This window comes from Serratia sp. OS31, from assembly GCF_014164835.1.
Lineage (GTDB): Bacteria > Pseudomonadota > Gammaproteobacteria > Enterobacterales > Enterobacteriaceae > Serratia > Serratia liquefaciens_A.
Genome location: NZ_JACJFQ010000059.1, coordinates 1 through 12,301 on the forward strand (window position 1 = coordinate 1; position 12,301 = coordinate 12,301).

A 12,301-nucleotide genomic window follows, 5' to 3' on the forward strand; every position below is an offset into this window, starting at 1 on the left:
CCATTACAACATTAAAACCACACATCAGAATCACAAAGGCCACAGTGAAAATCATGTAAAAACAGAATTAATCATTTAATTTTATTTATTATTTTTAAATAAACACGCTGAGTTTTCTTTTTTTAGTCGGGTGAGTTATTTGTGGTTTTTGTTGGTTTTGCGTTGTGGCGGAAATGCCATAAAAAAAGGGTTCATGCAAACATGAACCCTTCAGGCAACAACATGGAATGAAATGGCCGTTTACAGCGGATCGACCTTCAGACAGGACACGGCATGGCGGAAGCTGCCTTCCAGCAGCGGACGCGTCTTGGCACATTCCGGCCCGGCGATCGGGCAGCGGGTGCGGAACACGCAGCCAGAAGGCGGATTGATCGGCGAAGGCAGTTCCCCTTCCAGTAACTGGATCTGCTTTTCCTTCTCCTTGTCCGGGTCCGGGATCGGCACCGCCGACATCAACGCCTTGGTGTAAGGATGTTGCGGATTGTGGTACACCTCATCATAAGTCCCCAGCTCCACCGCATGGCCCAGATACATCACCAACACACGGTCGGAGATGTGTTTGACCACCGCCAGATCGTGGGCGATAAAGATCAGCGACAGGCCCATTTCACGCTGCAGTTGCTGCAGCAGGTTCACCACCTGCGCCTGAATCGACACGTCCAGCGCCGAGACCGGTTCATCGCAGATCACCAACTTGGGTTCGAGGATCAAGGCGCGTGCAATCCCAATACGCTGACACTGACCGCCAGAGAACTCGTGCGGATAGCGGTTGATCAGGTTAGGCAGCAGGCCAACCTTCAGCATCATCGCCTTTACCTTGTCTTTCACTTCCTGACGCGGCATTTTTGGGTAATAGGTGCGCAGCGGTTCCGCGATGATTTCACCGATGGTCATACGCGGGTTCAGCGAGGCCAGCGGATCCTGGAAGATCATCTGGATGTCGCTGCGGGTTTTGCGCCAGTCGACGTCGCTCATGCCAAGCAAATCTTTACCCAACCAGGCCACGCGTCCACTGGTGGCTTTCACCAGGCCGATAATGGCACGGGCAAACGTCGATTTTCCACAGCCGGACTCGCCGACCACGCCCAGGGTTTCCCCTTCGAACAGGCGCAGCGTCACGCCGTCAACGGCTTTGAGCGTTTTCGGCGGCTGCCAGAACCACTGTTTGTCATCATGAATGTCGAAATGCACTTTCAAATCGGCCACTTCGAGCAACACTTTCTTGTCGGTTACCGCTGTCATACCAACGCCTCCACCGGTTTAAAGCAGGCGCGCAGGCGCCCTTCACCAAACTGCTCCAATGGCGGAGCGCTCGAACATTGCGCCATCGCATACGCACAACGCGGTTGGAACGGACAGCCTTTCGGCAGGCGCAGCAGGTTCGGCGGGTTGCCGGGAATGGTCATCAGCGCCTCGCCTTCGGCATCCAGACGCGGTACCGCATTCAGCAAACCAATGGAATAAGGATGACTCGGGTGATAGAACACATCCCGCGCGCTGCCGTACTCCATGGTACGCCCGGCATACATCACCAACACCTTATTACAGATACCGGCCACAACGCCCAGGTCGTGGGTAATCATGATGATCGCGGTATTGAACTCACGCTTCAGTTCGTTCAGCAGCGTCATGATCTGCGCCTGTACCGTCACATCCAATGCGGTGGTAGGTTCATCGGCAATCAGCAGCTTAGGCCGGCACAGCAGTGCCATGGCGATCATCACGCGCTGGCGCATCCCGCCGGAAAACTCATGTGGGTACATGCGCATGCGCTTGCGTGCTTCCGGCATTTTGACCGCATCGAGCATGCGAACCGACTCTTCGAAGGCTTCGCTTTTGCTCATGTTTTTATGCAGCATCAGCACTTCCATCAACTGCTCACCAACGCGCATATAAGGGTTAAGCGAGGTCATCGGGTCCTGGAAGATCATCGAAATTTCTTCCGCCCGCAGCTTGTTGAGCTGTTTTTCCGGCAGGTTGAGGATCTCACGGCCGTTAAATTTGGCCGAACCGCCAATGCGACCATTGCTGGCCAGCAGTCCCATCAACGCGAAGGCGGTCTGGGATTTGCCGGAGCCGGATTCGCCCACGATGCCCAGAGTTTCACCGGCGCGCAGATCAAAATTCAGATCGTTCACTGCCGTCACATCACCGTCCGGAGTGCCGAAGGTCACGCGCAGATCTTTTACATCCAGCAACAGCGACGGCTTCACGGTGCCGGCGGTTTGCAACTGCGGATTTTCAATGGTGCTCATGATTGCACTCCTTAACGATCTTTCGGGTCGAGGGCGTCACGCAGGCCATCGCCGATAAAGTTGAAACAAAACAGAGTGACAACCAGGAAACCCGCCGGGAACAGCAGCAACCACGGTGAAACTTCCATCGAGTTGGCGCCATCGCTCAGCAATGCCCCCCAACTGCTTAACGGCTCTTGCGTCCCCAGCCCCAGGAAGCTGAGGAAAGATTCGAACAGGATCATGCTCGGCACCAGCAATGAGGCGTAAACCACCACCACACCCAGCACATTCGGCACGATATGGCGCAGCACGATGTTGCGGCTCGAAACCCCGCACACCAACGCCGCTTCGATAAATTCTTTACGCTTCAGGCTCAGGGTTTGACCACGCACGATACGCGCCATATCCAGCCACGACACCATGCCGATAGCGACAAAGATCAGCAGGATATTCTGCCCGAAGAAGGTCACCAGCAGGATCACGAAGAACATGAACGGGAAGGAGTTGAGGATCTCCAGCAGACGCATCATCACCGAGTCGATTTTACCGCCCAGGTAACCGGACATTGCACCGTACAGGGTACCGACAATCACCGCCACCAGCGCAGCCGACACGCCGACCATCAGCGAGATACGCCCGCCAATCGCTACGCGCACCAGCAGATCGCGGCCCGATGAGTCCGTACCGAAGTAGTGTGCCGATTCGAGACTTGGCGCGGCCGACATCATCGCCCAATCGGTATCGTCATAGGCAAACTGCGACAGCCAGGGCGCCACAATCACAAACAGGGTAATCAAAGCCAATACGAACAGGCTGCTGAGCGCCGCCCGGTTGTGCACAAAGCGGCGACGGGCATCCTGCCACAGGCTGCGTCCTTCCACTTCGAGCTTCTCGCTGAAGTGCTCCAGAGCCTCGCTGTTCTTTTTCGTCAACATCATTTGCGTGCTCCAGCTTAATAACGAATTTTTGGATCGATAACGGCATACAGCACGTCCACGATCGCGTTAAACAGGATAGTCAGAGCGCCAACCAGAATGGTCAGACTCAATACCAAAGAGTAGTCGCGGTTAAGCGCGCCGTTAACAAACAGCTGGCCGATACCCGGCAGGCCGTAAATGGTTTCGATAACCATAGACCCCGTGATGATGCCGACAAACGCCGGGCCCATATAGGAAAGCACGGGCAATAACGCAGGCTTCAACGCATGGCGCAATATAATGCGGCGCATAGGCAAACCTTTGGCGCGCGCGGTACGGATAAAGTTGGAATGCAGCACTTCAATCATCGAGCCACGCGTGATACGGGCGATACTGGCGATATAGGCCAACGACAGCGCCACCATTGGCAGGATGATAAATTTCGGTGCCCCGCCGTTCCAGCCCCCACCCGGCAGCCATTTCAGCGTGATGGCGAAGATCAACACCAGTAACGGCGCCACCACGAAACTGGGGATCACCACCCCGGTCATGGCAAAGCCCATCACCGTGTAGTCCCATTTGGTATTTTGATTCAGTGCAGCCACCACGCCGGCGCTAACACCCAGGATCACCGCCAGCAAAAATGCGGCCAGACCCAGCTTGGCAGAGACCGGGAATGAAGCAGCCACCAGATCGTTGACCGAATAATCTTTGTATTTGAATGAAGGACCAAAATCGCCCTGCGACAGCTGGGCCAGATAATGGCCGTACTGTTTCCAGATAGGATCGTTCAAATGATATTTGGCTTCGATGTTGGCCATCACTTCCGGTGGTAATGCGCGTTCGCCGGTAAATGGGCTGCCGGGCGCCAGGCGCATCATAAAGAATGAGATGGTGATCAGAATAAATAGCGTCGGGATCGCTTCCAATAAGCGACGAAATATAAATTTAAGCATTGCCCTAACCCTGTGTTGCAGCCTGATAACGGCTTATTATTCACAACATAGGCCGGCGGTTAACACCGCCGGCACTTACCGTATCAATGCTTGATGATGTACAGGTTTTTATCGTACACGTTATCAAGCGGGTCTTTACCGGTGTAACCCCCAACATAAGGTTTCACCAGACGGGCATTCACGTAGTAATAAACCGGAACGATGGCAGAATCTTTATCCAGCTGAACCTCGGCCTTCTGATACAGCTCGGCACGTTCTTCTTTGGTTTTCGCCGTCAGCACGTTGGCCATCAGCTTGTCGAACTCGGCGCTCTTATAGTGCGGGGTGTTACTGCTGCTGTCAGACAGCATCATGTTCAGGAACGAGCTAGGTTCGTTGTAGTCCGCACACCAGCCGGCACGCGCAACGTCGTAGGTCCCCTGATGACGGGTATCCAGGAAGGTTTTCCACTCCTGGTTCACCAGTTTCACATCCACACCCAGGTTTTTCTTCCAGATGGAGGCCGCGGCGATTGCCAGCTTCTTATGCAGATCTGAAGTATTGTACAGCAGTGAGAAAGTCAGCGGTTTGCCTGGGCCATAGCCTGCTTCGGCCAGCAGTTTCTTCGCCACTTCATTACGTTTTTCTTGCGTCCAGCTGAACCACTCAGGTGGGGTCAGCTTGGCGCCGTCGGTGTATGGCGGTGTGAAGCTGTAAGCCGGCAGATCGCCCTGGTTTTTTACTTTGTTGGTGATGATGTCGCGGTCCAGACCCAGCTTCAGTGCTTCACGCACGCGTGCATCGGTAAATGGCGCTTTCTGGTTGTTGATTTCGTAGTAGTAGGTACACAGATAAGGATCTACGTGAACCTCTTTCGGGATCTCTTTTTTCAACTTCTGGAACAGTTCGATCGGCATGTTGTTATAGGTCATGTCGATTTCGCCGGTGCGGTAGCGGTTAACGTCGGTCACTTCCGAAGAAATTGGCAGGAAGGTCACTTTGTTAATGATGGTTTTCGCGTTATCCCAGTATTCCGGGTTACGTTCCAGTACGATGCGTTCGTTAACCACCCAATCTTTCAGTTTGTATGCGCCGTTGCTGACGTAGTTGGCCGGCAAGGTCCACTTTTCGCCAAACTTCTCGACGGCGTCTTTATATACCGGCTTCATCGCATAGTGCGGGGTCATTTCAACCAGGTAAGGCACCGGCTCGGTCAGGGTCACCTGGAAGGTATGGTCATCAATGGCTTTCACACCCAGGGTTGATTTATCTTTCTTCCCGGCGATGACGTCATCCACGTTTTCTACGTGGGCATATTGCAGGTAGCTGGCATAAGGTGATGCGGTTTTCGGATCAACCACGCGCTGCCAGCTATACACGAAATCTTGCGCCGTCACCGGCTTGCCGTTCGACCATTTTGCGTCTTTACGCAGATGGAAGGTCCAGACTTTAAAATCTTTGTTATCCCAGCTTTCCGCGACGCCAGGGACAATGGAACCATCCGGGCTGTTGTTGGCCAGGCCTTCCATCAGATCTCGCGTTACGTTGTTTTCAGGTACGCCTTCGATTTTATGCGGGTCGAGCGATTGCACTTCCGAACCGTTGTTCTTAACGATCTCTTGTTTGTCCGCCAGTTGCACGCCCGCCGGCACGTCGGCCGCAAAAGCACTTCCGGTTGCTGTGATACCCAGCGCGGCAATGATGCCGGCCGCAAGGATGGTTTTTTTCGTGATGTTGGTCATGTGTATACTCCAGTTTTTATTATCACAGGCTCATCGTGGAGCCTGCGTTGCCCGTGAGCGGACCTTGTTATACCGGCTGCCGCTGAACGAATACGGCAGGCGGCCTTCCCTGTATTACTCCACCGCGGATGGCGTGGCGTAATACCCCTCGTTACTGCTTGATGATGTACAGATTTTTCACATCGGTGTAGTCCAGCGGATCCTTACCGGTAAAGCCGCCCACCGACGGTCTGATCAGGCGAGCGCTGACGCGGTAATACACCGGAATCAACGCCGAATCTTTATCCAACTGAGCTTCTGCCTGCTGATAAAGGGCGGCGCGTGCAGCCTCGTCCGGCGCTTTTAGCGTGCCGGCCATCAGGGCGTCAAACGCCGGGCTCTTGTAGAAAATGGTGTTGATGCTGCTGTTGGAAAGCACCAAATTGAGGAATGCGCTCGGCTCGTTATAGTCACCACACCAGGTAGCGCGCGCCACGTCGTACTGACCCTGATGGCGACTTTCAAGCGAGGTTTTCCACTCCTGGTTGCGCAGCGTCACCTCAGCACCGAGGTTTTTCTTCCACATCGAAGCGGCGGCAATGGCCTGCTGCTTATTTTGATCGGAAGTGTTGTACAGCAGCGTGAACTTAAGCGGTTTGCTGGCGCTGAAACCGGCTTGCTCCAGCAACTTCCTGGCCTCGGCATTGCGCTGTTCCTGACTCCAACTCGCCCATGCCGGCGCAGTGAATTTGGCGCCTTCGGTAAAGGTTGGGGTGAAACTGAACGCCGGGATCTGCCCCTGGCCCATGATTTTGTTGGCGATAATGTCGCGGTCCAGCGTCAGTTTCACGGCAGCGCGCACCCGCGGATCGGTAAAGGGCGCACGCTGGTTGTTAATCTCGTAATAAAAGGTGCACAGATAAGGGTTAACGTGCAGTTGCTCAGGGATCTCTTTCTTCATCTTCGCGAACAGGTTCGGCGGGATGGCGCTGTTGGTGATATCAATTTCACCGCTGCGGAAGCGGTTAACGTCGCTGACCTCGGAGGCGATCGGCAAGAACGTCGCCTTATCGATCACCGTTTTCTTGTTGTTCCAATAGCTCGCGCTGCGTTCAAGCACAATGCGCTCATTCACCACCCAATCCTTCAAGCGATAGGCCCCGTTGCCAACGTAGTTCGCTGGCAACGTCCATTTGTCGCCAAACTTCTCGATCACCGAACGTTTTACCGGTTTCAGCGAGGTGTGGCTCAGCATGCTGATGAAGTAAGGTACCGGTTCGCTCAGCGTGACCTGCAGCGTTTTATCATCGATGGCTTTAACGCCCAGGCTTTGCGGCCCTTTCTTGCCGGTCAGGATATCGTCGATATTTTCAATTTTGGCGTACTGCAGATAGCTGGCGTAAGGCGAGCCGGTTTTCGGATCGGCCAGGCGCTGCCAGCTATAAACGAAGTCCTGTGCGGTCACCGGGGAGCCATCACTCCACACCGCGTCCGAGCGCAGGTGAAAAGTCCAGGTTTTGAAATCCTGGTTTTCCCATTGGGCTGCCGTCGCCGGTACCACATGCCCATTGGCATCGGTGCTGACCAGCCCTTCCAACAGGTTAAGAATAATATTACTTTCCGGTATCCCTTCGACCTTATGCGGATCCAACGAAGCCACTTCCGTGCCGTTGTTAATTACAATGCTCTGCTGCTGAGCCAATTGTACTCCGGCCGGAACGTCGGCCGCCTGAGCAGAATATACGGCGCTGATACTCAGCAAGCCGGCAATGAACATAGCCAATGGAGTGCGCTTTCGGGTTTGCTGCATGGTCGAGGCTCCTTTTCACCAACAAGCATTGCTTATCGATATTCGTGAAGTATTTATAAGTATTCTAAATAAACAGACACCAGCAAAAATCATTCCCACTTTGACGACGCAGCCGCGTTAATTGCGCGTAGAAAGTTGCTCGGAAATTAGCAGAAGGCAAATTCCATAGCCAATAATTTTTACAGAAATGTTAAGCAATTCTCTTTTATTGCATCAAGCCCGATCTGTACCCCTCGGACGAGGGTGACAATTACACGATATAACGCACTGATTTTAATCAGATAAAATAAAACAAGCCTTACCCTGACGGCGCACTGCAAGCTGACACAGTAGACAAAGAAACATTCAGTTAACAAAGCAGCCATTCAAAGAACAAACACCTGCTTATGTGCGGTTAATCACTAATAACACCTGGATGAAAGCGAGACAAGCCCTACAGAATGATGTGATTAAATTAACAGCAGATTTGATGTTAGGAGCGGGAAAAAGGGCAATAACTGGGGAAGATAAGGGGTAAAAACAACGCTTAGCGTTTTTATTGAGCAACAAATTGAGATTTATGCCACATACTGGTGCAAGTGAATAAAATTCATTCATATTGCGCACTATATTAATGCGAACCAATAATTGATTTTAATTTTTAAAATTAATTTGAGTCGTGAATCATCCTATTCACGACTCCTGCGCCGGATTACAACAGACCCGGGAATATGGCCTTAATACCGGTAACGATAAATTCGATACCCAAAGCCATCAGCAACAACCCCATGATTCGGGTGATGACGTTAATGCCGGTTTGCCCCAATAAACGCACCAACAATGGCGCGGCGCGGAACAATAGCCAGCAACAAAAGGCAAAGAGCGCGATCGCCAGGGTAAAACCCAACAGGTTTTGCCAGCTATGATAGCGGGAACTCCAGACAATGGTGGAACTGATGGCCCCCGGCCCGGCCATCAGCGGCAATGCCAGGGGCACTACGCCGATACTTTCACGGATTGCGCTCTCCGATTTTTCCTGTTTGTTCTGTTTGTCTTCCCCCAGTTTGCCGCTGATCATCGACATCGCAATGGTGACCACCAGGATGCCGCCGGCAATGCGGAACGAGTCAATGGAGATGCCGAACATGCGCAAAATCCCCTCCCCCAAAAACAGCGAGGTCCACAGGATTATGGCCACCGACAGGTTGGCGGTCAGGTTAGTTTTATTGCGCCCTGCCGCCGCCTGATAGCTGGTCATGCTGATAAATACCGGCAAAATGCCTACCGGGTTCACCAGCGCAAACAGGCCGACAAAAAATTTAATGTAGCCGGAAAAATCCAACAGAGATTGGCCCACAAATGACTCCGCTTTAATAGCTTTAAAAGTGACACTGCCTACGCGCGCTAATGTAATGGAATTGCCACGGGTAATCCATTGGTCATGACCGGGATTTTTATCTATTAATGTGGTAAATAATAAAATAACTCACCACTGTTAATGCAATGTACGGTTTATGATTTTTTATGTTAGAAAAAGTGCCTGACATCGCAGTTATCAAGAATGATTCTCAAAAACCATGGCTGAATGGTGTCAGCATGCGATTTTTTTGATTTAAATCACATAATCACTACCCAAGAGTAGTTAAGCTCTTAGTCGTAGTCAGGGAGTAGAACAGGTTAAGGAAAAAGTGGCATCTCTGTTCGGCCCGCTGTCTTCTCCTGCTGAAGCATCGGGTAAAGCTCTTTAAGCAAATCAGCAACATGCAGCACAAAAAGATGGGAAACCTTTGTTTTTAAAACAGCATTTTCCACCGATCTGTCTATACTAGTTGCTCGCACGGCTGATTTACTGAAAGAGTTTAACATTATCAGGAGAGCATTATGGCTGTAACAAATGTCGCTGAACTGAACGAGCTAGTTGCACGTGTCAAAAAAGCCCAGCGCGAATATGCCAACTTCACTCAAGAGCAAGTTGATAAAATTTTCCGCGCTGCTGCCCTCGCCGCTGCCGATGCCCGTATTCCTCTGGCTAAAATGGCCGTTGAAGAATCCGGTATGGGTATCGTTGAAGATAAAGTGATCAAGAACCACTTCGCATCCGAGTTTATCTACAACGCCTATAAAGATGAAAAAACCTGCGGTATCCTGTCTGAAGACGATACTTTCGGTACCATCACCATCGCCGAACCTATCGGCCTGATTTGCGGTATCGTACCCACCACCAACCCAACTTCCACGGCCATTTTCAAAGCGTTAATCAGCCTGAAAACCCGTAACGGCATCATCTTCTCTCCGCACCCACGTGCGAAAAACGCCACCAACAAAGCGGCAGATATCGTGCTGCAGGCAGCGATTGCCGCCGGTGCGCCAAAAGACATCGTCGGCTGGATCGATCAACCTACCGTTGAACTCTCCAACCAGCTGATGCACCACCCTGACATCAACCTGATCCTGGCCACCGGTGGCCCAGGCATGGTGAAAGCGGCCTACAGCTCCGGCAAACCGGCCATCGGCGTGGGTGCAGGTAATACCCCGGTGGTGGTTGACGAAACGGCGGATATCAAACGCGTCGTTGCCTCTATTCTGATGTCTAAAACCTTCGACAGCGGTGTGATTTGCGCCTCTGAGCAATCCGTCATCGTGGTTGACTCCATCTATGATGCGGTGCGCGAACGTTTCGCTTCCCATGGCGGCTACATGCTGCAGGGTAAAGAACTGAAAGCCGTGCAGGACATCATCCTGAAAAACGGCGGCCTGAATGCGGCTATCGTGGGCCAGTCTGCTCCGAAAATCGCTGAAATGGCCGGCATCAAAGTTCCGGCAAGCACCAAGGTGCTGATCGGTGAAGTGAAGCTGGTCGATGAGTCAGAACCTTTCGCTCACGAAAAACTGTCGCCAACGCTGGCCATGTATCGCGCCAAAGACTTTGAAGACGCCGTCAGCAAAGCGGAAAAACTGGTCGCCATGGGCGGTATCGGTCACACCTCTTGCCTGTACACCGACCAGGATAACCAACCTGAACGCGTAGCCTTCTTCGGCGACAAGATGAAAACCGCGCGTATCCTGATCAACACCCCTGCTTCTCAGGGTGGTATCGGCGACCTGTACAACTTCAAACTCGCTCCGTCTCTGACGCTGGGCTGCGGTTCCTGGGGCGGTAACTCCATCTCTGAAAACGTCGGTCCAAAACACCTGATCAACAAGAAAACTGTAGCGAAGCGAGCAGAAAACATGTTGTGGCATAAACTTCCGAAATCAATCTACTTCCGCCGTGGCTCACTGCCAATCGCGCTGGAAGAAGTAGCGACCGACGGGGCAAAACGCGCCTTCATTGTGACCGACCGCTACCTGTTCAACAACGGCTATGCAGACCAGATCACTTCCGTTCTGAAGTCACACGGCATTGAAACCGAAGTGTTCTTCGAGGTTGAAGCGGATCCAACGCTGTCCATCGTGCGTAAAGGCGCTGAACAGATGAACTCCTTCAAGCCAGACGTGATCATCGCACTGGGCGGCGGTTCACCGATGGATGCTGCGAAGATCATGTGGGTGCTGTACGAACACCCGGAAACCCACTTCGAAGACCTGGCGCTGCGCTTTATGGATATCCGTAAACGTATCTACAAGTTCCCGAAAATGGGCGTGAAGGCAAAAATGATTGCCGTCACCACCACTTCAGGCACCGGTTCAGAAGTTACGCCGTTTGCGGTAGTGACCGACGACGTAACCGGCCAGAAATACCCACTGGCAGATTACGCGTTGACTCCTGACATGGCGATCGTTGACGCCAACCTGGTCATGAACATGCCGAAATCCCTGTGCGCCTTCGGTGGCCTGGATGCGGTAACTCACGCGCTGGAAGCTTATGTTTCAGTCCTGGCGAACGAATACTCTGACGGTCAGGCGCTGCAAGCGTTGAAACTGCTGAAAGAGTATCTGCCGACCAGCTATAAAGAAGGTGCCAAGAACCCGGTAGCCCGTGAGCGCGTGCACAATGCCGCGACCATCGCCGGTATCGCGTTCGCCAACGCCTTCCTGGGGGTTTGCCACTCGATGGCCCACAAACTGGGCTCCGAGTTCCATATCCCGCACGGTTTGGCCAACGCCATGCTGATCTCCAACGTCATTCGTTATAACGCGAACGACAACCCGACCAAGCAAACGGCTTTCAGCCAGTACGACCGCCCACAGGCGCGTCGCCGCTACGCCGAAATCGCTGACCACCTCGGCCTGAGCGCACCGGGCGACCGTACCGCACAGAAAATCGAGAAGTTGCTGACCTGGTTGGACGAGATCAAGGCCGAACTGGGCATCCCGGCTTCAATCCGCGAAGCCGGCGTGCTGGAAGCCGATTTCCTTGCGAAAGTAGACAAACTGTCTGAAGACGCCTTTGACGACCAGTGTACCGGGGCTAATCCACGTTATCCGCTGATTGCTGAACTCAAGCAAATCATGCTGGATACCTTCTACGGCCGTAAATTCAGCGAAGCGGTTGACGAAGAGGTTTTGGCCACGCCGGTTGTCGCCAAGACGGTAAAGAAGACCAAAAAATAACGGTTCATTGAATTGAGCCAACAAAAAACCGCCGTAAGGCTAATGCCGGTCACTTAAGGTGACCGGCATTGTTTTTTATAGGATATTTTCGTTTCAATGATTTCAGTTCCCGGGGATACCTGCGCTCCCTTCGACCTGGTAGCACCAA

General features: G+C 52.7%; 8 protein-coding genes. 1 reads left to right on the forward strand and 7 read right to left on the reverse strand.

Features of this window, described 5'->3' with window-relative positions; translation table 11 throughout:
- Positions 1-240: 240 nt before the first annotated feature.
- The 7 genes from oppF to H5P17_RS25605 all read right to left on the reverse strand — a co-directional run bounded on the left by oppF (position 241) and on the right by H5P17_RS25605 (position 8,956).
- On the reverse strand, positions 241-1,242 hold the full coding sequence (gene oppF / locus H5P17_RS25575) for a murein tripeptide/oligopeptide ABC transporter ATP binding protein OppF (protein ID WP_020827182.1): 1,002 nt from the start codon (positions 1,240-1,242) through the stop codon (positions 241-243).
- Positions 1,239-2,255 carry an ABC transporter ATP-binding protein gene (locus H5P17_RS25580; protein ID WP_044551717.1) on the reverse strand — a complete coding sequence of 339 codons (1,017 nt, stop codon included), beginning with the start codon at positions 2,253-2,255 and terminating at the stop codon, positions 1,239-1,241. The genes oppF and H5P17_RS25580 overlap by 4 nt, the downstream gene beginning before the upstream one ends.
- An 11-nt stretch (positions 2,256-2,266) precedes the next feature.
- Complete coding sequence (oppC, locus tag H5P17_RS25585) at positions 2,267-3,175, reverse strand: oligopeptide ABC transporter permease OppC (protein WP_044551719.1); 909 nt, start codon at positions 3,173-3,175, stop codon at positions 2,267-2,269.
- A gap of 14 nt (positions 3,176-3,189) precedes the next feature.
- Positions 3,190-4,110: an oligopeptide ABC transporter permease OppB gene (gene oppB / locus H5P17_RS25590; protein WP_020827185.1), complete on the reverse strand. Its 921-nt coding sequence runs from the start codon at positions 4,108-4,110 to the stop codon at positions 3,190-3,192.
- Positions 4,111-4,193: 83 nt separating this feature from the next.
- Positions 4,194-5,831: an oligopeptide ABC transporter substrate-binding protein OppA gene (oppA, locus tag H5P17_RS25595; RefSeq protein ID WP_044551722.1), complete on the reverse strand. Its 1,638-nt coding sequence runs from the start codon at positions 5,829-5,831 to the stop codon at positions 4,194-4,196.
- A gap of 151 nt (positions 5,832-5,982) precedes the next feature.
- Entirely contained in the window at positions 5,983-7,620 is a 1,638-nt protein-coding gene (locus H5P17_RS25600) for an ABC transporter substrate-binding protein (RefSeq protein ID WP_182825817.1), read from the reverse strand.
- Between the two features lie 691 nt (positions 7,621-8,311).
- Positions 8,312-8,956 carry a YchE family NAAT transporter gene (locus tag H5P17_RS25605; RefSeq protein ID WP_020827188.1) on the reverse strand — a complete coding sequence of 215 codons (645 nt, stop codon included), beginning with the start codon at positions 8,954-8,956 and terminating at the stop codon, positions 8,312-8,314.
- A gap of 524 nt (positions 8,957-9,480) precedes the next feature.
- Here H5P17_RS25605 and adhE point away from each other — a divergent pair.
- Positions 9,481-12,153, forward strand: a complete 2,673-nt coding sequence (adhE, locus tag H5P17_RS25610) for a bifunctional acetaldehyde-CoA/alcohol dehydrogenase (protein WP_044551727.1) — start codon at positions 9,481-9,483, stop codon at positions 12,151-12,153.
- Positions 12,154-12,301 lie beyond the last annotated feature (148 nt).

Bases quoted from the DNA above. Each gene is read 5' to 3' on its own strand.
- oppF (WP_020827182.1), bottom strand. From the start codon at position 1,242: ATGACAGCGGTAACCGACAAGAAAGTGTTGCTCGAAGTGGCCGATTTG.
- adhE (WP_044551727.1), top strand. From the start codon at position 9,481: ATGGCTGTAACAAATGTCGCTGAACTGAACGAGCTAGTTGCACGTGTC.
- oppA (WP_044551722.1), bottom strand. From the start codon at position 5,831: ATGACCAACATCACGAAAAAAACCATCCTTGCGGCCGGCATCATTGCC.
- H5P17_RS25600 (WP_182825817.1), bottom strand. From the start codon at position 7,620: ATGCAGCAAACCCGAAAGCGCACTCCATTGGCTATGTTCATTGCCGGC.
- oppB (WP_020827185.1), bottom strand. From the start codon at position 4,110: ATGCTTAAATTTATATTTCGTCGCTTATTGGAAGCGATCCCGACGCTA.
- H5P17_RS25580 (WP_044551717.1), bottom strand. From the start codon at position 2,255: ATGAGCACCATTGAAAATCCGCAGTTGCAAACCGCCGGCACCGTGAAG.
- oppC (WP_044551719.1), bottom strand. From the start codon at position 3,175: ATGATGTTGACGAAAAAGAACAGCGAGGCTCTGGAGCACTTCAGCGAG.